General features: G+C 55.9%; 24 protein-coding genes. 10 read left to right on the forward strand and 14 right to left on the reverse strand.

Going from position 1 to position 24805, the window contains the following annotated elements:
- Positions 1 to 141: 141 nt before the first annotated feature.
- Positions 142 to 981, forward strand: a complete 840-nt coding sequence (locus PAT9B_RS09900) for a class I fructose-bisphosphate aldolase (protein ID WP_013509123.1) — start codon at positions 142 to 144, stop codon at positions 979 to 981.
- 63 nt (positions 982 to 1044) lie between these two features.
- Positions 1045 to 1374: a DHCW motif cupin fold protein gene (locus PAT9B_RS09905; protein ID WP_013509124.1), complete on the forward strand. Its 330-nt coding sequence runs from the start codon at positions 1045 to 1047 to the stop codon at positions 1372 to 1374.
- A 77-nt stretch (positions 1375 to 1451) separates the two neighbouring features.
- Here PAT9B_RS09905 and PAT9B_RS09910 read toward each other — a convergent pair whose 3' ends face one another.
- Entirely contained in the window at positions 1452 to 2711 is a 1260-nt protein-coding gene (locus PAT9B_RS09910) for a phosphatase PAP2 family protein (RefSeq protein ID WP_013509125.1), read from the reverse strand.
- A 75-nt stretch (positions 2712 to 2786) separates the two neighbouring features.
- A complete protein-coding gene (locus PAT9B_RS09915) occupies positions 2787 to 3032 on the reverse strand; it encodes a hypothetical protein (protein WP_013509126.1) in 246 nt (81 codons plus the stop codon).
- A gap of 310 nt (positions 3033 to 3342) precedes the next feature.
- Here PAT9B_RS09915 and hpxO point away from each other — a divergent pair, with 310 nt between their 5' ends.
- On the forward strand, positions 3343 to 4500 hold the full coding sequence (hpxO, locus tag PAT9B_RS09920; protein ID WP_013509127.1) for an FAD-dependent urate hydroxylase HpxO: 1158 nt from the start codon (positions 3343 to 3345) through the stop codon (positions 4498 to 4500).
- Between the two features lie 61 nt (positions 4501 to 4561).
- Here hpxO and dcp read toward each other — a convergent pair whose 3' ends face one another.
- From dcp to PAT9B_RS09950, 7 genes are all read right to left on the reverse strand, one after another.
- The gene (gene dcp, locus PAT9B_RS09925; RefSeq protein ID WP_013509128.1) at positions 4562 to 6607 is read right to left on the reverse strand and encodes a peptidyl-dipeptidase Dcp; all 2046 of its coding nucleotides are present in this window, start codon (positions 6605 to 6607) and stop codon (positions 4562 to 4564) included.
- Between the two features lie 74 nt (positions 6608 to 6681).
- Entirely contained in the window at positions 6682 to 7464 is a 783-nt protein-coding gene (gene xdhC, locus PAT9B_RS09930; protein ID WP_013509129.1) for a xanthine dehydrogenase accessory protein XdhC, read from the reverse strand.
- Positions 7451 to 9817: a xanthine dehydrogenase molybdopterin binding subunit gene (xdhB, locus tag PAT9B_RS09935; RefSeq protein ID WP_013509130.1), complete on the reverse strand. Its 2367-nt coding sequence runs from the start codon at positions 9815 to 9817 to the stop codon at positions 7451 to 7453. The genes xdhC and xdhB overlap by 14 nt, the downstream gene beginning before the upstream one ends.
- On the reverse strand, positions 9807 to 11249 hold the full coding sequence (xdhA, locus tag PAT9B_RS09940; protein WP_013509131.1) for a xanthine dehydrogenase small subunit: 1443 nt from the start codon (positions 11247 to 11249) through the stop codon (positions 9807 to 9809). Before xdhA ends, xdhB begins: the two co-directional genes overlap by 11 nt.
- Positions 11246 to 12574: a guanine deaminase gene (gene guaD / locus PAT9B_RS09945; RefSeq protein WP_013509132.1), complete on the reverse strand. Its 1329-nt coding sequence runs from the start codon at positions 12572 to 12574 to the stop codon at positions 11246 to 11248. The genes xdhA and guaD overlap by 4 nt, the downstream gene beginning before the upstream one ends.
- 357 nt (positions 12575 to 12931) lie before the next feature.
- On the reverse strand, positions 12932 to 13114 hold the full coding sequence (locus tag PAT9B_RS30575; RefSeq protein WP_013509133.1) for a hypothetical protein: 183 nt from the start codon (positions 13112 to 13114) through the stop codon (positions 12932 to 12934).
- A 68-nt stretch (positions 13115 to 13182) separates the two neighbouring features.
- Positions 13183 to 13752, reverse strand: coding sequence for a hypothetical protein (locus PAT9B_RS09950; RefSeq protein ID WP_013509134.1), 570 nt, complete (start codon positions 13750 to 13752; stop codon positions 13183 to 13185).
- Between the two features lie 120 nt (positions 13753 to 13872).
- On the opposite strand from PAT9B_RS09950, the gene ydfG reads away from it, so the two are divergent.
- On the forward strand, positions 13873 to 14619 hold the full coding sequence (gene ydfG, locus PAT9B_RS09955; protein WP_013509135.1) for a bifunctional NADP-dependent 3-hydroxy acid dehydrogenase/3-hydroxypropionate dehydrogenase YdfG: 747 nt from the start codon (positions 13873 to 13875) through the stop codon (positions 14617 to 14619).
- Positions 14620 to 14654: 35 nt separating this feature from the next.
- On the opposite strand, the gene PAT9B_RS09960 is transcribed toward ydfG, so the two are convergent.
- Positions 14655 to 14984: a YnfA family protein gene (locus PAT9B_RS09960; protein WP_013509136.1), complete on the reverse strand. Its 330-nt coding sequence runs from the start codon at positions 14982 to 14984 to the stop codon at positions 14655 to 14657.
- 130 nt (positions 14985 to 15114) lie between these two features.
- On the opposite strand from PAT9B_RS09960, the gene PAT9B_RS09965 reads away from it, so the two are divergent.
- Both PAT9B_RS09965 and PAT9B_RS09970 read left to right on the forward strand, forming a co-directional pair.
- Positions 15115 to 15450, forward strand: a complete 336-nt coding sequence (locus tag PAT9B_RS09965; protein WP_013509137.1) for a DUF1283 family protein — start codon at positions 15115 to 15117, stop codon at positions 15448 to 15450.
- A 52-nt stretch (positions 15451 to 15502) separates the two neighbouring features.
- Complete coding sequence (locus PAT9B_RS09970) at positions 15503 to 15796, forward strand: DUF1161 domain-containing protein (protein ID WP_013509138.1); 294 nt, start codon at positions 15503 to 15505, stop codon at positions 15794 to 15796.
- An 80-nt stretch (positions 15797 to 15876) separates the two neighbouring features.
- Here PAT9B_RS09970 and PAT9B_RS09975 read toward each other — a convergent pair whose 3' ends face one another.
- A complete protein-coding gene (locus PAT9B_RS09975) occupies positions 15877 to 17340 on the reverse strand; it encodes an MDR family MFS transporter (RefSeq protein WP_013509139.1) in 1464 nt (487 codons plus the stop codon).
- 385 nt (positions 17341 to 17725) lie between these two features.
- On the opposite strand from PAT9B_RS09975, the gene PAT9B_RS09980 reads away from it, so the two are divergent.
- Genes PAT9B_RS09980 through osmV form a run of 4 tightly spaced genes read left to right on the forward strand, consistent with a single transcriptional unit; the run spans position 17726 to position 21177 of the window.
- Positions 17726 to 18442, forward strand: coding sequence for an ABC transporter permease (locus PAT9B_RS09980; RefSeq protein ID WP_013509140.1), 717 nt, complete (start codon positions 17726 to 17728; stop codon positions 18440 to 18442).
- 15 nt (positions 18443 to 18457) lie between these two features.
- Positions 18458 to 19384: a glycine betaine ABC transporter substrate-binding protein gene (locus tag PAT9B_RS09985; RefSeq protein WP_013509141.1), complete on the forward strand. Its 927-nt coding sequence runs from the start codon at positions 18458 to 18460 to the stop codon at positions 19382 to 19384.
- A 9-nt stretch (positions 19385 to 19393) separates the two neighbouring features.
- Positions 19394 to 20041 carry an osmoprotectant ABC transporter permease OsmW gene (gene osmW / locus PAT9B_RS09990; RefSeq protein WP_013509142.1) on the forward strand — a complete coding sequence of 216 codons (648 nt, stop codon included), beginning with the start codon at positions 19394 to 19396 and terminating at the stop codon, positions 20039 to 20041.
- Complete coding sequence (gene osmV, locus PAT9B_RS09995) at positions 20041 to 21177, forward strand: osmoprotectant ABC transporter ATP-binding protein OsmV (RefSeq protein WP_013509143.1); 1137 nt, start codon at positions 20041 to 20043, stop codon at positions 21175 to 21177. The genes osmW and osmV overlap by 1 nt, the downstream gene beginning before the upstream one ends.
- A gap of 39 nt (positions 21178 to 21216) precedes the next feature.
- Here the strand turns inward: osmV and PAT9B_RS10000 are convergent, their stop codons facing one another.
- The 3 genes from PAT9B_RS10000 to PAT9B_RS10010 form a co-directional block, all read right to left on the reverse strand.
- Positions 21217 to 22593, reverse strand: a complete 1377-nt coding sequence (locus PAT9B_RS10000; protein ID WP_013509144.1) for a nucleobase:cation symporter-2 family protein — start codon at positions 22591 to 22593, stop codon at positions 21217 to 21219.
- A gap of 178 nt (positions 22594 to 22771) precedes the next feature.
- Positions 22772 to 23473 (reverse strand): dethiobiotin synthase, encoded by a 702-nt coding sequence (bioD, locus tag PAT9B_RS10005; RefSeq protein ID WP_013509145.1) that lies wholly within the window; start codon positions 23471 to 23473, stop codon positions 22772 to 22774.
- A gap of 105 nt (positions 23474 to 23578) precedes the next feature.
- Positions 23579 to 24796, reverse strand: coding sequence for an ROK family protein (locus tag PAT9B_RS10010; protein ID WP_013509146.1), 1218 nt, complete (start codon positions 24794 to 24796; stop codon positions 23579 to 23581).
- Positions 24797 to 24805 lie beyond the last annotated feature (9 nt).

Genomic DNA, 24805 nt, shown 5'->3' on the forward strand with positions numbered 1-24805 from the left:
ATTTTGAGTGCCGCCATCACTATAGAACCTTTTTCAATTAAGTGAACAACTTCACAACTGCGTAAGCGTAATTGGCCGCTGAGACGCAGCGGGACTTACAATGATTTTCTTATCTCGCGGTTTTTCAGGAGGAAACACGTCATGTTAGTCAGCCCTAAAGTACGCATGAATCGCCTGTTTCAACAGGGCAAATGCCTCGATGTGGCGATCGACCACGGCATTGCCAATGAACCGGATTTTCTGATCGGACTGGAGAATATTGAAGGCGTGATGCACAACCTGATCGCTGCCCAGCCGGACGCCATTCAGGTCAACTACGGCCAGGCCGACTTGCTGCAACGCGCAGCAGGACGTAAACCGGCGCTGGTGATGCGTACCGATGTCGGTAATGCCTATAACGCCGCACGCCATCGCGAGATGTGGGCGGTACTGCATAACCCGGAAGAACCGATTCTGGCGGCGTTACAGATGGATGCCGCTGCGGTGGTGGTCAATCTCTATCTGATCCCGGATGAACCCGGCATCTTTCGCATGTGCGTTGAGAACATTGGCCGTCTGCGTCAGGCCTGCGATCGCTACGCCATGCCGTTAATGATTGAACCGCTGGTGATGGCCCCGGCCGGTCAGGGTGCGGCTTATGGCTCATTGGGTGATGTAGAAAAAATCGTGCCGCTGGTGCGCCTGGCGCGTGAACTGGGGGCCGATATCGTCAAAGCTGACCCGACGGATCAGGTGGAAGATTTTCATCGCGTGGTGGAAGCCGCACGCTGCCCAACCCTGGTGCGCGGCGGGGGCAAAGGTGAGTTGGCAGCGGTACTGCAAAAAAGCGCTGCGCTGATGGCGCAAGGTGCCAGCGGCATGGTGTATGGGCGCAATGTGTATCAACACGATAACCCATCACGGGTGGTAAAAGCGCTGATGGCCATCATTCATCAGGGGGCCAGCGGCCCGGACGCGCTGGAAATTTATCAGCAGGGATAAGGGTTTGCAGCGGGTTAAAAGGCATGTATAAACAATCCTCACCCTGATGAAAGGATCGGCAGCATGCACATTAACCAGTTACCCTTTGGCATTACCCAATGGGATCAGATTGCACCGGAAACCCACACCGGCGATCGTGGCTTTGCGGTGTGGCGTACCCAACGTTTCAATGATATTCGCGTGCGCATGGTGGAGTACTCGCCAGGCTATCTCGCCGATCACTGGTGCCTGAAGGGGCATATTCTGCTGTGTCTTGAAGGTGAGATGGTGACGGAACTGGAGGATGGTCGCCGTTTTACCCTGACACCTGGCGTCAGTTATCAGGTGGCGGATAACGCCGAGGCGCACCGCTCCTCAACGGTCAGCGGTGCGAAGTTGTTTATCGTCGATTGATTTGCGCGATAAATCGCGCCGCTACCCAAGACCGCAATTACCCCGTAGCGGCACGATTCATCGTGCGGTTTTACGCTTTACTGATGTGTTGCCAGCGCGTAAGCCGCCGTCAAATCCAGACGTTGCCAGAATGATTGATCCGCATTGCCGGAAAGCGGATAGCCACCCGCCAGGGCCGATTTCACCATGAGCGCCCGACGTTGCGCATCAGACAGTTTCGGCAGCGCGGTTTTCAGCAGCACCTCTGCCCCGGCTGGCACCGTTACCGCAACAGGTTTGCCCGTGGCTTGCGGCAGGTTATAGCTCAGGGTGAAACGGTAGAATTGTTTCATCTGCGGCGAACGGTAAGGATCGTCCTTGCCTGTCGTGCGTGCGCACTCCGCCAGCGAGGTGCCACACTCTTTCTCCAGCGCGCTACGCAATTGATCGCGTGCTTCGCTGAACAACGCCTGATAGCGGGCATCGTTAAGATAATTCGCCACATTGCGCTCCGCCACCATGCGTGAACCCATCACGTCGAGCGGATAATGCACGCCCAGCACCAGACGCGAGTAGCCATAACGCGCCCCACGGATGACCAACGCTTCGAAGCGTTCCGGCACCATTTCCGCCAGCAACAGCGCATCGGTATAGCCGGTGTTGGTATGCCCGCTGGGGAAAGAGCCGCCGTCGGCTGTGTAAGGCTGGTTATCCTTCACCACCACATCGTCCGGCACCAGATGAATGGTGTTACCTTCATGCAGGAACGGACGCGGATAGTTGAAGTGTTTCTTCGCCGCGCTGGTGCTGACTTCGCTGGCTTTGATCAGCGCCGCCGCCTTGCTCAGTTCGCCTTTGTCATAAGCAGTCAGGAAGGCTTTACCAAGACGAGGACCGAGCGCATCGGCGAGGAAATAGAGATGGTTGATACCTTCCGCATCGGCCAGGGCCTGATGGCGTGTGCCCTGCGTGGCGTTCAGATTGATTTGGGTGACAGTGGCGCGATTGGCATCCAGCACGCTGGCTGGCAGCGCACTAAACCCGGCCAACAGGGCGATACCCGCCTGCTGATTGGCTTTCGTCTGGAAATCATAGCCACTGTTTTTCAGCCAGGCGTAATCCGCCTGGGTCGGGGTTTGTTTGGCTTTTTCCAGCAGATTGCGCGTGAGCTGCGGGTGGTTACCCTGTAACGCCGCCCGCAGTGCCTGCTGCATCTGCTGTTCAAGATCGTTGTAACCTGCCTGAGCAGAACCGATTGAAGTCTGACTGGCGAGCGCGGCGGCGTCCGGCAGTGTGATCGCGTGTGCCTGTTGCGCCAGCAGCACCAGGGTGGCGATCAGAGTGAAGCGGGTTTTCATTATTTTCCCCTGTTATCAGAATATTACCTTGCCGGGGAAACACGCTAGCACCCTGTTGTGACAGTTTTATTTCAGTTAACGGCACTGGCTGGTACAGTTTTGTACGCAAATTTGTGCCAGCGAGCCGCATGCACCGTTTTTATCGTTGTTACATTGTGATTGCTGGATATAACAGTTCTGCTGACAGGCAGACACATCGCATTTTGCGGCAACGGGCGTGAGCTGCGGGATCGGGGATTTGCTCTCAGGTTGCCAGTGGGTTTGCGCCTGTGCAGCAACGCCGATGCTGGTAAGCAGCAGCAACAGAATAGTCCACTTCATCGCCTTACCCTCGTGTGGTTGATGGCAAAAGTATGGCTGTAGCGGCGCGATTTATCGCGCGGTTTTTAGCCTTCTGTGATATTGCGCGATAAATCGCGCCGCTACGTGTGAAACCATTGATTCACTCCCTTAACGTTAATGAACTAATTTAGTGCAACACCATGAATCATCATTGTGCATCCATCTGAAATAACCCTGATAAAAATTAATTAATATCAATAAATATCAGCACCTTGATGTGATTGGGTGGTGTTTTTCACCATTGGTACAAAAGTTGCAAGCCTGTTGCGGTATAGCAAAGGAGATGGATATGAAAGCGATTGTGATTGGTGCCGGTATCGGCGGGATGAGCGCGGCGATTGCGCTGGAAAAGGCAGGCTTTAGCACAGCGGTGTTTGAAGCGGTGAAAGAGATGAAACCGGTCGGCGCGGCTATTTCAATCTGGCCCAATGGGGTGAAGTGTCTGAATGCACTGGGTATGAAAGACTCGTTGCGCGCGCTGGGCGGCAATATGGCGTTTATGGCCTACAACGATGCCCACAGCGGTGCGACCCTGACCCGCTTTAGCATGGATCCGCTGGTGCAGCAGGTTGGCGAACATCCTTATCCGGTCGCACGCGCGGAATTGCAGGCGATGCTGATTGATACTTATGGCCGGTCGCGCATTGGCTTCGGCAAGCGCGTCACCCAGGTGGAGCAAACCGCCAGCGGCGTGACGGCCTGGTTTGATGATGGTAGCCAGCAGCAGGCGGATTTCCTGATTGCCGCCGATGGCACCCATTCGGTGATCCGCCATTACGTGCTGGGTGAAAGCGTCGAACGCCGCTATGCCGGTTACGTTAACTGGAACGGTCTGGTAACGATTGATGAAAGCATCGCCCCGGCGGATCAGTGGACCACCTTTGTCGGCGAAGGCAAACGCGTTTCGCTGATGCCGGTGAGCGGCAACCGTTTTTACTTCTTCTTTGATGTGCCGTTACCGAAAGGCCTGACGGAAGATCGCAGCACGCTGAAGGCCGATTTGCATGGCTACTTTGCTGGCTGGGCCGAGCCAGTACAACGCCTGATCGACGCGATTAACCCAGAGACGACCAACCGGGTGGAGATCCACGATATCGAACCTTTCAGCCAGTTTGTCAAAGGACGCGTGGCGCTGCTGGGCGATGCCGCACACAGCACCACGCCGGATATCGGCCAGGGCGGTTGTGCCGCGATGGAAGACGCGATTGTGCTGGCACAGACATTGGCTGCGCACTCGCTCGGCATCGAAGATGGTTTGTTGCGTTACCAGGCGCGACGAGTGGAGCGCACCAAGGACCTGGTGTTGAAAGCCCGTAAGCGTTGCGACGTCACCCACGCCAAAGATGCAGCCGTCACCGCCGCCTGGTATCAGGAACTGAAAAATGAAACCGGCGAGCGCGTGCTGGCCGGTATGTGTGACACCATTGAAGGCGGACCGTTAGGTTAAGCAGCGCACCTGGTGCACCCGGCCTTCCCCCGCTTGCGGCAGAAGGCCGTGATGAGGGCCGTTACGCCAGCCCTCGGTTCTTCAGCATTGGGCCGATTTCTGGCGCTTTACCACGCCAGGCCAGCCACAAATACTGCAAATCAGTGCTGTTGCCGCGTGACAGAATCTGCTCGCGGAAGTGCTGGCCATTCTCGCGCGTCAATCCGCCCCGCTCCTCAAACGCCTGGTAGCCATCATCCGCCAGCATCTGCGTCCAGATATAGGCGTAATAACCTGCCGCATAGCCGCCGCCCCAGATATGGCGGAAATAGCTGGAGCGGTAGCGTGGTGGCACCGTGCTCAGCGCGATATTCTCCGCCGCCAGCGCCTGCAACTCGAAATGACTGACATCTTGCGGGTTATCCCCGGTGGTCAGCGAATGCCATTGCAGATCGAGCAAGGCCGCGGCCAGCAACTCGGTCATGTCATAGCCTTTGTTGAACGTTGCCGCCCGTACCATTTTTTCGCGCAGATCGGCGGGCATCGGCTCTCCGCTCTGGTAATGGCAGGCATAGTTGGCAAACACCTGCGCATTGCTGGCCCAGTGTTCGTTAATCTGCGACGGAAATTCAACAAAATCGCGCGGTGTGGCCGTGCCGGAGAGGCTGACATAACGTTGCGACGCGAACAGGCCATGCAGCGCGTGACCGAATTCGTGGAACAAGGTAATGACCTCATCCCAGCTTAGCAGCGCCGGTTGCCCGTTGGCCGGTTTGGTGTAGTTGCAGACGTTGTAGATCACCGGTTTGGTGCTGAGCAGCGTCGACTGATCGACAAAGTTGCTCATCCACGCGCCACCGCTTTTATTGTCACGCTTGAAGAAATCGGTGTAGAACAGCGCCAGCGGCGTGTCATCGGCATCGAAAATTTCATACACGCGCACATCAGGATGGTAGACCGGCAGATCGTGACGTTCGCTGAAGCGGATACCAAACAACTGGCTGGCAGACCAGAACACCCCTTTCTCCAGCACGTTTTCCAGCGCAAAGTAAGGACGGATCTGGCTTTCATCGAGATCATATTGCGCTTTACGCACCTGCTCGGCGTAGTAGTTCCAGTCCCAGGCCCGTAACGGGAAACTGTGGTGGCTCTGCTCAATCGCCTGCTGAATATCCGCCGCTTCTCGTTCCGCGCGTCCACGTGCTGCGGGCACGATGTTACGCATAAAACTGAACGCTGCTTCCGGGGTCTTCGCCATCTGGTCCTGCAAACTCCACTCGGCATAGCTGTTGAAGCCAAGCAGGCTGGCGCGTTGCGCGCGCAGTTGCGCCATGCGCAGCACCAGCGCCCGGGTATCGTTATCGTCGCCCTGCTCACAACGCGTCAGTGCGCGCTGGAACAAGGCTTCGCGCGTGGCGCGCACGCTCAGTGACTGTAACGCCGGTTGCTGGGTGGTGTTTTGTAACGGCAGCAGCCATTCGCCAGATAAGCCACGTGCTTCGGCAGCCGCTTTGGCGTGCGCCAGTTCTTCGCTGCTCAGTCCGGCCAGTGCCGCAGGATCGCTGACGGTATACGCTCCCGCTTTGGTGGCGGCCAACAGGCGGTTGCCAAATTTGGTGCCCAGCGTCGCCAGCTCTTGGTTGCAGGCACGCAACTGCGCTTTGTCGGCATCATTCAATGCCGCACCTGCCAGTTTAAAATGTTGCCAGGTGACCTCCGTCAGACGCATCGCTTCCGCATCCGGGCACAGCGTGCCACGATGCTGATAAACCTCATCCAGACGGCTAAACAGCTGGCTGTTCAGGGTGATTTCATCGGTCAGCGCGGTCAGTTGGGGGGTGATCAGCTCATCAATTTCCTGTAGTCGTTCGCTGGTATTGGCTGAGGTCATGGCACCAAACACCAGGTTAACCCGGCTCAGCAATTGCCCGCTGCGTTCCAGCGCTTCATAGGTATTTTCGAAACTGACTGGTGCAGGATTGCTGGCGATCGCCGCCACTTGCTGGCGTTTTTCTGCAATGCCGGCTTCCAGCGCCGGGAGAAAATCGTCTTCCTGAATCTGGTCAAACGGCGGGGTTTGATACGGCAAGGTGCTGGCGGTGAAGAAAGGATTAGTTCTTGAATTCATTATCGCTCCTGATCATCAGCAACGCCGGAGCACGCCCCGGCGGAATGTTTCTATCCTGGCAGTTTCAGCGCGTCTCAACAACTCATCGTCTGCCGCTGATAAACACTGATGATTTCACCCGCGACCGCCACGGCGATTTCCGCGGGCAGTTTGCCTTTCACATCCGGCAATCCCAACGGGCAGCGCAGACGCGCCAGCGTATCCGCTGCAATGCCTTTGCCTGCCAGGCGATAACGAAAACGTTGCGCTTTGGTTTCCGAACCGATCACCCCGGCATAGCGAAAATCACCGCGCCGCAGAATGGCTTCACTCAGCGCCAGGTCGAGCGGATGATGATGGGTCATCACCACGAAATAGCTGCCCGGTGCGGCGTCTGCCACGCAATCCAACGGATCATCTACCTGACATACCGTGACGCCTTCCGGCACGCTACGGAACTGCGCCGCGCGGCTGTCGATCCAGGTGATGTGACAGGGTAACGTTGCCAGCAGCTGTACCAGCGCCTGCCCGACATGTCCGGCACCGTACACCTGAATTTCCGGCTGTTGTTGCATCAGCGGTTCAAACAGAATGGTCGCCATACCGCCACAGCACTGACCGAGCCGCGCGCCGAGCGCGAATTCTTCGCTATGGGGCGCACTGCGCTGCTGCTGCAACAGCGCGCGAGCCTGCGCGATGCATTGGTACTCCAGATGGCCGCCGCCGATGGTGAGAAAACTGTCGCTGGCGGTGACCACCATTTTGCTGCCACTGTCACGCGGTACCGAACCGCGCTCGCTCAGCACGGTTACCAGCACACAACTTTCACGTTTTTCCCGCAGGCGATGCAGTACGCTAATCCAGTCATGGTAGATCATCATCCGCTCCCGAGAGGCGCTGAACGCCCCAGAAAACCCGTTCCGGTGTGGCGGGTGCATCCAATAGCGGATGCTGACGGTAATCCGCCACGCTGGCGACCGCATCCTGCAAGGCGCACCACACGGCAATCCCCAGCATGAACGGCGGCTCGCCGACCGCTTTGGAATGAAACACCGTCTGCTGGGGGTTTTTACGATTCTCCACCAGGGTGACACGCAAATCGGCAGGAACATCGCTGATGGCCGGGATCTTATAGCTGGCCGGACCCTCGGTGAGCAGTTTGCCCTGGTCATTCCACACCAGTTCTTCACAGGTCAGCCAACCCATGCCTTGCACGAAACCGCCCTCGACCTGACCAATATCGATGGCCGGATTCAGCGATGCGCCGACATCATGCAAGATATCAGCGCGCAGCAGACGGTATTCGCCGGTGAAGGTATCCACCAACACTTCACAGCAGGCGGCACCATAGGCGAAGTAATAGAACGGCGTACCCCGTCCGGCGTTGCGGTCGTAATGGATACCCGGCACCCGATAAAACCCGGTGGCGGAAAGTGGCACCTGATTCAGCCACGCCTGCTGGCACACCTCAGCAAAGGTGAAGTGCTGCTCCCTGACGCGCACGATACCGTTGCTAAAGCTGACCTGTTCAGTCGAGCACTGATGCAGATGGCACAACATCGTGGTTAAACGATCACGTAAGGTCTGCGCGGCATCCTGTGCCGCTTTACCATTCAGATCGGCACCACTGGACGCCGCCGTAGGCGAGGTGTTGGGCACTTTACCGGTATCCGTGGCGGTCACCTGGATGTGGCTGATATCGATTTGCAGCACCTCGGCGACGATCTGCGCCACTTTGGTGTTCAGCCCCTGGCCCATCTCTGTGCCGCCGTGATTCAGCTGCACCGTGCCATCGGTGTAGATCAGAATCAGTGCACCGGCCTGATTGAGAAAACTGGAGGTAAAGGAGATGCCGAATTTCACTGGCGTCAGCGCCAACCCGCGTTTCATCACGCGATTCGCGGCGTTAAACGCCTGAATTTCCGCACGCCGTGCCGGGTAATCGCTGCTGGCTTCCAGCTGGGCGGTGATCTCCTCCAGCAGGTTATCCTCGACCTGCTGATGATAATGGGTGATGTTGCGATCCTGCTTGCCGTAGTAGTTCCGCTTGCGCAGCTCCAGCGGATCGATCTGCAACTCGCGGGCGATGTGATCCATGATCTGTTCAATCGCCACCATCCCCTGTGGCCCACCAAAGCCACGATAAGCGGTATTCGACGCGATGTTGGTGCGGCAGCGATACCCGGTAATCAACGCGTCTCCGAGGTAATAAGCATTATCCGCATGGAACATCGCTCGATCGACTATCGATCCACTAAGATCGAGAGAAAAACCACAATTTCCTGCCAGATCGATCTTCACGCCGCAAAAACGACCGGCGTCATCAAAGCCAACATCGTAGCGCACGTAGAACGGATGGCGCTTACCGGTGATGCGCATATCATCGCGGCGTGCGAGGCGCATTTTTGCCGGTCGCCGCGTCTGACGTGCCGCAATGGCACACAGACAAGCAACCCCTGCCGCCTGCGTCTCTTTGCCACCAAAGCCTCCGCCCATACGACGCATATCGATGGTGACGTTATTCATGCTGATGCCCATCACCTCAGCCACCAGCTTCTGCACTTCCGTGGGATTCTGGGTGGAGGAGAACACCTGAAGCGCGCTGTCTTCGCCAGGGATCACCAGCGCCGTCTGGGTTTCCAGATAGAAATGCTCCTGACCGCCGATGTGGAAGCTGCCCTGAATACGGTGCGGCGCACGTGCCAACGCCGCATCGGCATCGCCGCGCTGGTGCACATGAGGTTGCTGGACAAAATGCCCCTGCTCCAGCGCCTCGCAAACATCCAGGATCGCCGGTAAGGCTTCGTACTCGACAATCGCCGCGGCAACGCCAGCGCGTGCCGCTTCGGGTGACTCCGCCGCGACGGCAATCACCACCTGGCCGAGATACTCGACTTTGTCCTGTGCCAGCAGCGGATCGCCAGGTTCCAGTGGGCCAACATCGTTGCTGCCAGGCACATCACGCCAGGTGAGCACGCTGACTACGCCGGGCACCGCATAGCACGGCTGCACGTCCAGGCGGATAATCCGCGCATGGGCATGTGGACTGAGCAACGGACAAAGGTGCAGCAGGCCCGGTAAATCGGGTTTGTCATCGATATAAATCGCCTCGCCCGAGACATGTTTATCCGCGCTTTCATGCTTGCGGCTGCGTCCGACACCGCTCTGAATACCGGCGTCAAACTGGGTTTTTAGCAAGGTTTCATTCAGTTGCGGACGATTATGAGACATAGCGCGTTACCTCCGCGATGGTCAGTTCACCGCTGGCCTGCGCGTAGTAACGCCGCAGCAAATTGCGCGCCACCTGCAAGCGGTAGGCGGCGCTGGCACGGAAATCGCTCAGCGGCTGGAAGTCCTGGCTCAGGGCGGCACAGGCGGTTTCAAGGGTACTCAGGTTAAACGCTGCGCCGCTGAGTGCCGCTTCAGCCTGCAACGCGCGTTTCGGGGTGGCGGCCATACCGCCAAACGCGATGCGCGCATGCTGCACCGTGCCGTGCTCGACCCGGATGTTGATGGCGGCAAAGATAGCGGAAATATCGTCATCAAGCCGTTTGGAGACCTTCCAGGCGACAAAGTTGGGTGACACTGTCACGCGAGGGATGATGATGGTGCGGATGAACTCACCTGGCTGCAATACCGTCTGGCGATAGCCGGTAAAGAATTGATCCAGCGGCACTTCCCGACACTGCGCGCCTTGCTGCAATTCAAGTCGGGCATTGAGCGCCAGCAGCATCGGGGCAGCATCACCAATCGGTGACGCGTTACCAATATTGCCGCCCAGCGTGCCCTGATGGCGGATTTGCAGCGAAGCAAACCGTGCCAGCATGTGGCTGAATGCCGGGATGCGCGCGGCGAGGAAGCGATCGCACTGATGCAATGAAGCACCCGCGCCCAGACGCCAGTGCGCCTCATCTTCGCTACAGACTTTCAACTCAGCCACCTGCTCCAGCGCAATCAGCAACGGTATCCGCTGATAGTGTTGGGTGATCTGTAACGTCAGATCGGTGCCGCCCGCCACTAAGCGCGCGTCTGGATGCTGCTGATACAGGGCCGCCAGTTGCGACAGGGTTTTTGGCACCAGACAGCGGCTGCCGTTGGCTTCCAGTATCTGTACCTCGTTGTTGACCAGCGCCTGTAAGCGCTGTACCACACTGGCTTCGTGCTGGCTGAAGTTATCTGCCGCGCCCTGTTCGCAGGCTTGCTGTGCCGCAGCCATAATGGGTCGATAACCGGTGCAGCGGCACAGGTTGCCCGCCAGCGCCTGCTCCGCCTGATGACGGTCCCAGCCATGGCTGTTTTTTTGTAAGGTGAAAAGTGACATGACAAAGCCCGGCGTGCAGTAGCCGCACTGCGAACCGTGGCAATCGACCATCGCCTGTTGTACCGGGTGCAAATCACGCCCCTGGCGCAAATCCTCGACGGTAATCAACTGCTTCCCCTGCAAACTGCTGACCAACGTCAGGCAACTGTTGACCGTTTCATAGCGCATACGACCTTCCACCACCGTTCCCAGCGTCACGGTGCAGGCACCACAATCGCCGGAGGCACAGCCTTCTTTGGTGCCACGGCGCTGCTGGTGATTGCGCAGATAATTCAACACGCTGAGATTGGGATCGAGATCGCACTCGGTGACCAGCCGGTTATTTAACAGAAACTGAATCATGCCGCTTTTACCCCGCTTTCCCGTTGCCAGACCGGCTGCCCGTTGACCCAGGTCTGGGCGATGTTGCGATCGTCGCCCAGCGTCATCAGCACAAACAATTTTTCCCAGATATCTTTGCTGTTGGCATAGCGCAATTGCTGCAACGCGGAGACGGCGGGATCAAGCACCACAAAATCCGCCTCTTTACCGGGGTTGAAGTTACCGATCGCATGATCGAGATCGAGCGCATGCGCCCCGCCCAGCGTGGCATGGTAAAAGGCTTCGCAGGCGCTGAGTTTATAACGCTGGAGCTGGCCCACTTTGTACGCCTCACCCAGGGTCTGTAACAGGTTAAACGTGGTGCCTGCGCCCACATCGGTGCCAATCCCCATGCGCACGCCCTGCTGCCAGCAGCGTTTGATGTTGAACAATCCGCTGCCGAGAAACAGGTTAGAGGTTGGGCAGAAGGCGATCGACGAGTCGGTATCGTGCAGGCATTGCCACTCATGGTCATCGAGATGCAGGCAGTGAGCGAAAACGCTACGTTTGCCGGTGAGCTGATGCTGGTGATACACATCAAGGTAACCGTTATGGTCCGGGAACAGTTCTTTGACCCAGGCGATTTCCTGTGGATTTTCGCTCAGATGGGTATGCAGCCAGGTATCGGGGAACTCTGCGCGCAACTGACGGACTTTCTCCAGTAGCTGGGGTGATGATGTCGGGGCAAAGCGCGGCGTCAGCGCATAACTCAGGCGGCCACGGTTGTGCCAACGCTCAATCAGGGCACGGGTTTCCAGATAACTGGCCTGCGGGGTCTCGGTCAGGTACGCCGGTGCGTTGCGATCCATCATCACCTTACCGGCAATCAGGCGCATATTCAGTTGTTCTGCGGCGCTAAACAGCGCTTCCACCGATTGCGGGTGCACCGTACCAAACACCAGCGCGGTGGTGGTGCCGTTCGCCAGCAATTGATGCAGGAAAAACGCGGACATCTGCGCCGCGTGGTCGGGACAGTGATACTGGCTTTCCACCGGGAAGGTGTATTGGTTCAGCCACTCCAGCAGCTGCTCACCAAAAGCCCCTATCATCTCAGTTTGCGGGTAGTGAATATGGGTATCGATAAAACCCGGCACGATCAGTTTGCCGCGCAGATCGATGAGCGTGGCCGGATTAATCCACGACTGCGCGCTTTCCCAACTTTCCAGACTGACCACTTTGCCGTCGCGCAGCGTCAGTACACCGTCTTCGAGATAGCGAGACTGGTCAGCAATGGTATCGGGTTGCTGCGCCACGGCAGTAAAATCAAAAAAACTGGCACGCAGCGTGGTTTCGGATGCAAAAGACATAAGGAGTTCCTTGCGTTCTCATTGTTATGGCAGGTGATGGCCTTTAATGAGTTTTGCAAACTGCATGCCAACGCAAATAACTTGTTTTTATGTTTATATTCAATGAATTAGGTTGATATAAGCTATTTTTATGGCTGTTTGCGCAAGCAACCGAGTGCGCAAACGGTTGCTCAGTTTCGCAATCGGTTGCGATTTAACAATTGCCGTGAAGCGCGCGTTTTGATGACCTTTGCCGCGCGCTCGGTTGTGCCATGTTGGTGCAGCGGTGCGCTGAAAGCGTGCAGGTAAAATTCAGCAGTAGATATCAGGCATTAAAAAAGGCCGCCTTAGCGACCTTAATTGATTTAGTCATACAGATTAAGCACATGCTTCGTTGCGATGGGCGCTATCGTCAGCACATTCAACCACACCATTTAACACTGAAGGAGATGGCACTTGTGCGAGAGTGGTTGAAAACATGTGAGAGTCATTCACAGCTTTGATTGCATTTTTTTGCAACTCAGGACTCATAGCGTCAAGTATTTCTTGAGTGGTTCTCATGTTTTTCTCCCGTCAACGGCTTTACTGAGTCTACTCCCTTCTGCTCAAATGTTCTACAGCAGCTTAAGTTAGTCTTCAGCCGACTCAAAATCATGCAGTCCAGCCAGACCTCTTAAATGCACCAGTTTATCCTGAATGGATCTCAGTGAAGCTTCCATACTTCCCCCAGAAAGAGGTTCAAAAGTTAAATACGAATAATAAGCTTTAGCATGTTCGAGTGGATTAATGACACGAATATGTGTGGCCTGAACTGTGCGAGCGAAGATAAATGCAACGTTTAATGCAACAAAACCCATTCGACCGGTAAGCGGGTCATCGTAAGCAACCCGTTTAAAATGCTCGACCATATGTATATTAACAATCTGGTTTCTCATGTCGTATGAGAAAACTGCCGCACCGATGGTCATTGGCGGCCTGCCTTTTGTCGACACCGCGAGGGTGAACTTATTTTCTAGCCGATGGTGATGATTACGGAACCAATCGCTCCAATCCAAAACTTTCCCACGCGTTTGTTCCACCATAAGCGATTGACTTTTTGTGAGAAAATCAAGGGTGAGCTTGAGATTCATTGCCTCAAGCTGTTCCTGGGTCTGGACGAGTGCCAGTTCATTAATCAAAGCAATGGTTTCGTCATCCATAAGCGTTCATTCCCTATTTCCCGATTTGCGGGACACTGGCCTTATTTTAAATTTGAGGTGGATTTTTTCAATCTGAATCAATAAATTAATCTAACGCTTAATCGTTTGAGGAACAGTGAGATGATTATTTTTGTTACCGGTGCGACGGCCGGTTTTGGTCAAAGTATCACCCGCCGCTTCATTGCTACAGGTCATAAAGTGATCGCCAGCGGACGCCGCGTTGAGCGTTTGCAGGAATTAAAAGACGAGTTGGGCGACAATCTCTACACCGTACAACTGGATGTGCGTAACCGCGCTGCCATCGAAGAGGTGATTGCCGCGCTGCCCGCCGAATGGCGCAATGTTGATGTGCTGGTTAACAATGCCGGTCTGGCACTGGGTATTGAACCCGCGCATAAAGCCAATATCGAAGATTGGGAAAATATGATCGACACCAACAACAAAGGGTTGGTGTATATGACGCGCGCCCTGCTGCCCGGCATGGTGGAACGCAATATCGGTCATATCATCAATATTGGCTCGATTGCCGGTAGCTGGCCGTATGCCGGTGGCAACGTCTACGGCGCGACTAAAGCCTTTGTGCGCCAGTTCAGCCTGAACCTGCGTACCGATCTGCACGGCACCGCGCTGCGCGTGACCGATATTGAACCCGGTCTGGTGGGCGGCACCGAGTTTTCCAATGTGCGTTTCAAAGGTGATGACGGCAAAGCCGATAAGGTTTATGAAGGCACCACTGCACTGACCGCTGAGGATGTCACCGAGGCGGTGTACTGGGTGGCGACGTTACCGAAACACGTCAACATCAATACGCTGGAAATGATGCCGGTGACGCAAACCCTGGCGGGTTTGAAGGTGCACAAAGACTAAAAGCTGGAGCGACGCGCCATCACGCGTCGCTATCTTTAGGCCCGTCCCCAGCCCGCGACAATAATCAGCATCCCGCTGAACGCAATCAATGCCCCTGCCCAATCCCACGGGCTGAGTTTTACGCCGTCCACTACCCGTAGCCAGATCAGCGCCGTCAGCACATAAACGCCACCGTAAGCGGCATACACGCGACCGCTGGCCGCCGGATGGAGGGTCAGTAACCAGACGAATAGCATCAGGCTGGCCGCCGCAGGCAGCAACAACCATGCCGTCGCGCCCTTCTTCAGCCATAACCAGGGTAAGAAGCATCCAACAATTTCCGCAATTGCAGTTAAAAAAAACAGCAACGTGGTTTTCACCAGCATAAAAAGTCTCTCAAAAGTCTCAACAAATGCCTCACCGCTGGTGAGTAAAGAAGCAGCGATGATATACTAACGGGCATTGTTGTTACAGCCACCATTGCGGCTGTGCTGGCGTTAACTGAAGGAAAAGACGATGAAAAAACTGTTTACCGCACTGCTTGCTGCGGCACTGACCTCCAGCGTACTGCTGACTGCCCCGCTGGCCTCAGCGCAAACCGATCGCCTGATCATTGAAAACGGCAATAGCGCTGCCAGTAATGAAGCGGCACGTCAAAGCAAGGAGCAATGGAATGACACCCGCAATCTGCGCAATAAAGTGAACACCCGCGTCGAGAAAGAGTTCGATAAAACCGACAAAGCCTTTGATACCCGTGACTCCTGCGAAAAAAGCTATAACGTCAACGCCTACTGGGAACCGAACACCCTGCGCTGCCTTGACCGTCGCACTGGTCGCGTCGTCACCCCATAAGTGGCTGACGCTGCTATAGTTATCAAGGGAGTTCAAACCAAAGGAGTGTGTGATGAAAAAGCGTGTTGCCGTGGTGTGGCTGTCCCTGCTGGCGTTGCCGCTGCTGGCGCAAGCCTCGTGTGAAAGCGTTAAAGCAGAGATCAGCAAAAAACTGGTCAGCAACGGACTGGCCGAATCGGATTTTACGCTGGATATCGTCCCGAACGATCAGGCCGACCAGGCGGGTGGTCAGGTGGTTGGGCATTGTGAAAACGACACCCAGAAAATTGTCTACAAGAAGCTGAGCCGCGACGCAGAAAGCAATGTGCCAAATGATGCGGGCAGCTCACACGATACACCACAGTAAACGACCGTAGCGGCGCGATTTATCGCGCGTTTTTTCCTGCAACGCGCACTAAATTGCGCGATAAATCGCGCCGCTACGGATTAATCCCCGTTCTCTGGCCGCTGGTGCGGCATCAGCCAGGCGATCCACAGCGTCAGCAGCGCGATCAACAACGCCACCACAAACACCCAATGTAATGAACTGGCAATCTGCGTGATCCATTCCTGTAAGGTGCCATGCGGTAACGCCTGGCGACTGTCATGCGACATGATTTTTTGCATCGGATCGCTCGCTTCGGGTAAGCGACGCATCAGATTGTAATTCAGCACCGCCCCCATCAACGCCGTACCAATCGCCGATCCCAGCATCCGGCTGAACATGATCGACGCGGTGCAGATGCCGCGAATGTCGTAATGTGCGTGATTCTGTACCGAAACCAGGAACGTGGTGCTGGTCATCCCCATGCCGGTACCAATAACAAAAGCAGTCAGCCCCGCCTGCATCAGGCTGCTGTCGGCACGCAGCAAGAGCAACAAGGCGCTACCGGCAATCAGCAGCAGCGCCCCCAGTTGTGCGGTGAAACGGTAGGAGGTGACCAACATCAGACGGCCGCTCAGGGTGCTGGCCAGCGGCCAGCCAATCGACATCATCGCCAGCGCACTGCCCGCCTGTAACGGCGTACCGCCGGTAATCCCCTGAATCCAGGTCGGCAGGAAAGCACTGATGCCCATCATTGCGGCACCAATGATCAAGTTCCCGGCATTGCCCGCCACAATCAAGCGGCTGCGCCAGATAGCCAGGGGAAACAACGGTGCACTGGCGCGTTGTTCATGACGTTTGAGGAGCACCGCAGCGATCAACGCCAGCAGCAGAAACAGCAACAGCCAGTATCCCAGCACTTCGGCCTGCAATAAGGCGATGAGCAGCGCGCTGACGCTGATCATCAACCAGGCACAGCCGGTAATATTCAGCGTGCTGTGCTGGCGTTGTTCCCGCGCAGGCAGAAAGCGCGCCAGCAGCAACATGGAGAGTATGCCAATCGGCAGGTTGACCCAGAAGATCACCGCCCAACTGAAGTGCTGCACCAGCCAGGCACCACTTAACGGCCCCAGAATGGCCGCCACGCCCCAGACGCTGGAGAGCCAGCCCTGCACGCTGGCGCGCTCTCGCGGAGCATAGATATCCGCCACAATGGTGGTGGTCAGCGGCATGATGGCACCCGCGCCTAAGCCCTGAAACGCCCGGAACACAATCAGCCACGTCATACTGTGGGCAAAACCACACAGCACCGATCCGCTCAGAAACAGCGAGACACCGATAAAAAACAGCGTTTTGCGCCCCCACATATCGGCCAGCCGACCATAAAGCGGCACGGTTACCGCCTGGGTCAGCAGATAGATGGAAAATACCCAGCCAAAATGCGAAAAACCGCCGAGGTCAGCAATGATGGTCGGCATGGCGGTGGCCACGATCGTGACCTCAATCGCCGCCATAAACATCGCCAGCATGCAGGCGATCAGGACCCAGTGGCGGTTACCGGTTTGAATTTCTGCGCTCTCAGTCATTTTTCTACCTTCCTTTGTCGCAAGACTAGTCGAAATTTTTATCCGTCAATTTCCTCTGCGTGCGACGCTGGTGTGACGGTGTCACAAAACCTCGATGAATTTTTTTTATTGAGGTTTGTGCCTTATTTCACGCGGGCTAAGCAGATTTTTTCCTCTTTTCTATCTGTCTGATTTTCCCCTAAAAACTGGCATGTCATGCATAACGTTGCTATAGGTTTAAAACCCTTTTCCTGATTCTCACTGGAAAATGGTCATTAAGTAGTCGTTTTATCTGCAATTGTGAGGTGGCGCGATTTATTGTGCGAACCAACGATTTACGCCATAAATCGTGCCCGCCAAAAATCCTATAACGCGTTGTTTTTAAATAACCAGGGAGACGTTCGCTATGCAAAATGCATCGCTTGCCCGACGAACCGGGTTAGCAGTGCTTGCCATTGTGCTGGTGGTTGGCCTGCTGGTGTGGGGACTCGGGCTGGATACCCTGCGCGCCCGTAAGGTGGACCTGATCTACCTTGGGCAGCAGCATCTGTTCTTGGTGTTCTGGTCAATGTTCTTTGCGCTGCTGGTGGGGATTCCCAGCGGGATTCTGCTGAGTCGCCCGTTTGCCCGTCGCTGGGCCGAGTACGTGATGCAGATCTTCAACGTTGGCAATACCCTGCCGCCGCTGGCAGTGCTGGCTCTGGCGATGGTGATTGTCGGTATCGGCGATCGTCCGGCGTTGATTGCGCTGTTTCTCGCCTCTTTGCTCCCCATCGTGCGGAATACCTATGCCGGACTGAGCGCGGTTCCCCCGTCGCTACTGGAAGCCGCCAACGGTATTGGCATGACCAAATTTCAGCGCCTGCGTCAGGTGGAGATTCCCAACGCGTTGCCGGTGATCCTCGCCGGGGTGCGTATTGCCACTGCTATCAATGTCGGCACCGCACCGCTGGCGTTCCTGATTGGTGCCAGCAGCTACGGTGAGCTGATTTTTCCGGGTATTTACCTCAATGACTTCCCGACGCTGATCCTCGGCGCAGTGGCAACCGCCCTGTTTGCGCTCATCCTCGACATGCTGTTAGCGGCGCTGGGACGTTATCTCAGCCCGCATGCAGCGGCATAACAACAGGAGTCTGTGATGGCCACTGCCAACCTGTTGGCGCGCTGGATAAAACGTAGCGCGCTGGCTCTGACCGCAACCCTGGCGCTTAGCCAGATGGCTGCGGCTGCCACACCGCTGGTGATGGCGACCAAAAGTTTTACCGAGCAACACATTCTGTCCGCCATGACCGTGATGTGGCTGCAAAAGAAAGGGTTTCAGGTGATCCCGAAAACCAACATCGCGACGACCATCGGTCGTAATGCCATGATCAATAAACAGATTGATATGACGTGGGAATACACCGGTACCTCGTTAATCATCTTCAATCACATCACCAAACCGATGTCATCACAGGAAGCCTATGACACGGTGAAGCAACTTGACGGCAAGCTGGGGCTGGTGTGGCTCGATCCGGCACCGATGAACAACACTTACGCGTTCGCCATGCAGCGCGCGCGTGCCGACAAAGAAGGCATCAGCACGATGTCGCAACTGGTGGCAAAGCTGGAACAGATCCGCAAAACCGACCCGGACCATAACTGGAAATTGGGACTGGATCTGGAGTTTGCCGGACGTTCGGATGGTCTGGTTCCGCTGCAAAAAGCCTACAACATGCCGCTCGACCGCCCGCAGATTCGCCAGATGGACCCCGGGCTGGTGTACAACGCCGTCAAGGAAGGCTTTGTCGATGCCGGTCTGATCTACACCACCGACGGACGGGTAAAAGGCTTTGATCTCAAGGTGCTGGAAGATGATAAGCACTTCTTCCCAAGTTACAACGTCACGCCGGTGGTGCGAAAAGACGTGCTGGACAGCCATCCCGGACTGGCCGAGGCGCTGAATCAGCTGTCACCGCTGATCACCGACGAGGCCATCACCGAGATGAACAAGCGCGTCGATATCGATCATCAGTCACCCGAACAGGTGGCGCGTGATTTCCTTAAATCAAAAAACATGCTGTAAGGAGGCGTGATGGAGACCCTGCATTACATCATGGATAACTGGGACAGCCTGTTGGCCCTGACGTGGCAGCACACCTGGCTGGTGCTGGTTGCGGTGGGCTTTGCCATTATCGTTGGCGTCCCTCTCGGGATTTTGATTGTGCGCTTTAAGTGGCTGGCGACGCCGGTACTGGGCATCGCCACCATTGTGCTGACCATTCCAACCATCGCGCTGTTTGGCCTGATGATCCCACTGTTCTCACTCATCGGCCAAGGGATTGGTGCCCTGCCAGCCATTACCGCCGTGTTTCTCTATTCGCTGTTGCCGATTGTGCGTAACACCCATACTGCGCTGGAGAATCTGCCGCCGGGGCTGCGCGAAGCAGGTCGCGGCATTGGCATGACCTTCTGGCAACGTCTGCGCTGGGTGGAGATTCCCATGGCGCTGCCGGTCATCTTCGGCGGTATCCGCACCGCTGTGGTGATGAACGTTGGCGTGATGGCAATTGCTGCGGTGATCGGCGCGGGAGGCCTGGGTTTACAGCTGCTGGACGGTATCAGCGGCAGTGATGTGCGTATGTTAATTGCCGGTGCGCTGATGATTTGTTTGCTGGCTATTGTGCTTGACTGGCTGCTGCACCGTTTGCAGTCAGCGCTGACTCCTAAGGGGATTCGCTAATGATTAAACTGGAAAACCTGACGAAAACCTTTACCCAGAAAAACGGTACGGCGTTTAACGCCGTCGATAACGTCAGCCTGGAGGTTCCTGCCGGGGAAATGTGCGTGCTGCTCGGCCCTTCCGGTTGCGGCAAAACCACCACGCTGAAGATGATTAACCGCTTGATCCCGGCTACCAGCGGCAACATCCTGATTAATGGCGAAGATACCAGCGCGCAGGACACCGTGACGCTGCGCCGAAATATCGGTTATGTCATTCAGCAAATTGGCCTGTTCCCGAATATGACCATTGAAGAGAACATCACCGTAGTGCCACGCATGCTGGGCTGGGATAAAAAACGTTGCCGCGAACGTGCCACTGAGCTGATGAGTATGGTGGCGCTTGATCCAACCAAGTTCTTACATCGTTACCCACGGGAGATGTCGGGCGGTCAACAACAGCGGATCGGCGTGATCCGCGCACTGGCGGCGGACCCGCCGGTGTTGCTGATGGATGAACCCTTCGGTGCCGTTGACCCGATTAACCGTGAGGTGATCCAGAACGAGTTTCTCGATATGCAGCGTCAGCTGAAAAAAACCGTCATGCTGGTGAGCCATGATATTGATGAGGCGCTGAAGCTGGGCGACCGCATCGCGGTGTTCGGCCAGGGTAAAATTGTGCAGTGTGCCAGCCCGGACGAGTTGCTGGCAAAACCGGCCAATGATTTTGTCGGCTCGTTTGTCGGTCAGGACCGTACCCTGAAACGTTTGTTGCTGGTACAGGCGGGTGATGTCACCGACCAACAACCGACCATCACCGTACAACGCAGCACGCCACTGGCGGAGGCTTTTGCCACCATGGACGACAACGATATGCGTTCGGTAACCGTGGTCGACAATGACGGTAAACCGCTGGGTTTTGTGAAACGCCGCGAAGCGCGCGGTGCCAGTGGGCGCTGTGAAGAGATGCTGCATACCTTTACCGTTACCGGTAAGGCAGAAGAGAACTTGCGTGTGGTGTTGTCGAAACTGTACGAACACAATCTGGTGTGGATGCCGATTGTGGATGAAGATGGCCGCTATAGCGGGGAGATCTCGCAGGATTATATTGCGGATTATTTGAGTTCCGGGCGAACCCGGCGGCGGTTAAATCCTTAAACCTAACGGCGCGATGTATCGCGCCGTTATCGTTGGTGATTAATGTGAGTCCTCTGCGGCAGTGGTTGCCAGTGCGGGGTTCGCCTGTTCTGACGGCAAAATCAGGTTCAGCACAATCGCCAGAATTCCCCCGGTGGTCACCGCATGACCAAACAGATTGGTGACCAGCATCGGGAACTGTTTCAGCACCTCCGGCACCGCTTCAACCCCCAGTCCCAGACCAAAAGAGACCGCCACAATCAGCATCTCGCGGCGTCCGAGCGGTGTTTGTGTCATCACCCGGATACCGGCGGCAACCACGCTGCCAAACATCACCAACGTCGCCCCACCCAATACCGGTGCGGGAATTTGCTGCAACAGGTTGCCAATCACCGGGAAAACCCCCAGCAGCACCAGCATCAGGCCAATCACCATGCCGACATAACGGCTGGCGACACCGGTCATCTGAATGACGCCGTTGTTCTGCGCAAAGGTGGTGTTGGGGAACGCCGAGAACATCGCGGCCAGCACACAACTGAGACCATCCGCGAGGATACCGCCCTGCAAACGACGCTGGAAACCTTCACCCTCAATCGGCTGACGTGACAGCAGGCAGTTGGCGGTTAAATCTCCGACGGCCTCAATCACGCTAATCACCGACACCAGCGCAATCGGCACAAAGATCGCCCAGTCAAAATTGAAACCAAAGCGGAAGAAGCCCGGCAGCACCAGCCAGCTGCTCTCGGCCATCGGTTTGAGTTGCAGATGGCCCGTCAGTGCGGCGGCAATGCAGCCGACCGCAATGCCTGCCACCACCGCCACCAGACGCGCCCAGCGGTTACGCGAACGGTTCAGCGCTACAATCACCAACAGCGTCAGAGCCCCCAGCGCCAGGTTCCAGGGTGCCCCGAAATCGGCAGCATTGTGACCACCGGCCCAGTCGGTGATGCTGACCTTGATCAGGCTGATGCCGATCAGGGTGATCACCGTACCGGTCACCACCGGCGTTAACACCTTGCGCAACGAGGCCACACAACGGCTGATCAACATCGGGATCAGTGCAGCAACCAGGTTACAGCCGAAGATCATCGCCATGATCTCTTCCGGGGAGCCGCCACGCGCTTTCACCAGCAAGCCACCGGATAAGATCACGCCAAGAAACGCAAAACTGGTGCCTTGCAGGCAGATCATACCGGCACCGATACCCATAAAGCGACGCGCCTGAATAAAGGTACCCAGCCCTGAAACCAGTAACGACATGCTAATCAGATAAGGAATATACGCCTGTAACCCCAGTACCGAACCAATAATCAGCGGTGGCGTGATGATGCCCACCACGCTGGCCAACACATGTTGCAGTGCGGCAAAAAATGCGGGGGCTGGGCCAATACGCTGTTCCAGCCCATACAGCAAACCTTTTTCATCTGAGTGCGACATAACGGTGCTCCGGCAATAAATTCATCAGACCAGCTGATGCATGAATCACGCCAGAGCAATAAGATTTGGTGATATTTTTAGCAGGACATTGAATATAAAAGAAATTAATTCATAAAAAACGGTGGCCGAATCTGTAACCTTAGATTCAGCCAGCCAGGATTTGCCACTTTTCGTTTCATCAGGCGGCAGGTTTTGCACTGTCGCTGTGCGAAACCGGGTACGCCAGCAGGGACAGATCGAGATAACCGCTTAACTCACGTTGTTCTGCCCGCGGCAGATAAGGCAATTCACCCAGCAGTGGCGCATGCAGTTTTTCACTCAATACATCAATGATTTCCGCATAATGTGCCAGGCCAGGGTTGATGCGATTTGCTACCCAACCCACCAACGGCAGGCCATCCTGTGCCACCGCATCGGCGGTCAGTAAAGCGTGGCTGATGCATCCTTCTTTGATGCCGACCACCAACACCACCGGCAGTTGTTCCTTTTGCACCCAATTTGACAGCGGTTGCAGGTCATTCATCAGGCTGCGCCAGCCGCCTGTTCCCTCGACCACCACATGGGGTGAACGTTCCTGTAACGCCGCCAGTCCTTTGCTCATCAGCGGATAATCAATCTGATGGGTTGGGCTGGTGCTGATTTCATCCTCTTCCAGGGTAATGGGATTGATCGCGGCATAAGGTAATGCCAGGCCAGAAGCCTGCTGCAACAGCAGCGCATCTTTATTGCGCAAACCCTCAGGCGTGGGTTTGGCACTCTTTGCGATAGGTTTATAACCTACGGCGCATTGACCATTCTGTGCAAAGCACTGCAACAGTGCGCGGGAAACCACGGTTTTGCCCACCGCGGTGTCAGTACCGGTGATAAAGAGTGTTTTCACCCTTCCTCCTTACGTTTAGCGATGTGAACCAGAGGTGACGAAGGAGTAGTTTAAGGAAATGTCGTACCTGACAGATTGCGTTAGAACAAACTTAAGGTGGGCTGATTAGCCCTGAAGCAGTTTTATCAGCAAATAACCCGAATAAAGGGCATCTTTGATTAACGCCGCCGCACCCAGGGTGCCAGGATCGTTAAATGCCGTGGGGGCCAGTTGGATTTCATCACTGTAGGCGGGTAACGCCTGCTGGCGAATGGTGCTGGTCACGGCGGGAAACAACACGCCGGGTGCCTGATTGAGCGGCGAACCGATAAGAATTTGTCGTGGATTAAAAATATTCACCATCATCGCCAGCATGCGGCCAATATGGTGTCCGACCCCGGCAATCACATCACTCGCCAGACGATCGCCCTCCTGTGCCGCCTGACACAAGGATTCAATCGTCAGCGGTACGTCATGCAAACGGCTGTCCGGTTGATGGAGTAAACGTTGCGCCGCGAGGTTGAGCAGACTGCCGATGCTGGCCACGGTTTCCAGACAACCGTGGTTGCCGCAGTAGCACTGCTGACCATAGGGATCAATCTGGGTATGACCAATTTCCACCAACGCCCGCCCGCTTTTGTGCAGCAGTTGCCCACCGGTAATTACCCCGGCACCGACGGTTTCATCGATCACAATCTGGATCACGTCCTGCGCACCGCGTGAAGCACCGAACAGCGATTCGGCCAGCGTCCAGGCCGAAATATCATGTTGGACAAACACCGGCACCCCGGTGCGTTGAGACAGGGTTTCACCCAACGGCATATCTTCAATCGCGTAGCCCGGCATGCGGTGCACCACGCCGGAGGCGGCATTGATCAGACCGGGTAAGGTGATGGCGATAGCGGTCAAACGCTCCAGCTGTTTCTGATGACGAATAAAGAAAGCGTCAACCAACTCCTGCAACGTCTGTAGCAAGGGTTTATCCGGGCTGGCGGTCAATGGCAGGCGATCTTCCTGTAAGGCACGGCTGCTGAGATCGCGTAATGTCAGGGTGATATAACCGGGTTGAATGCGGATTGCCAGATAGTGCCAGGCGAGGGTATCGAGAACCAAACCAATCGCTGGACGACCACGGCTGCCCGGCTCCTGAAACTCCGTTTCCTGCACCAGATGTGCGTCCAGCATTTCGCGCACGATTTTGGTGATACTGGCCGGAGCGAGTTGCGCACGTTTGGACAGTTCAATACGCGAAATCGGGCCGTAATGATCGATCAATCGGTAAACCACACCTGCGTTGGTCTGCTTGATTTGATCAATGTGGCCAGGTTGACTGTCCAGATTCACACCCTGCTC

The sequence above is a fragment of the Pantoea sp. At-9b genome, assembly GCF_000175935.2.
Classification (GTDB): Bacteria; Pseudomonadota; Gammaproteobacteria; order Enterobacterales; family Enterobacteriaceae; genus Pantoea.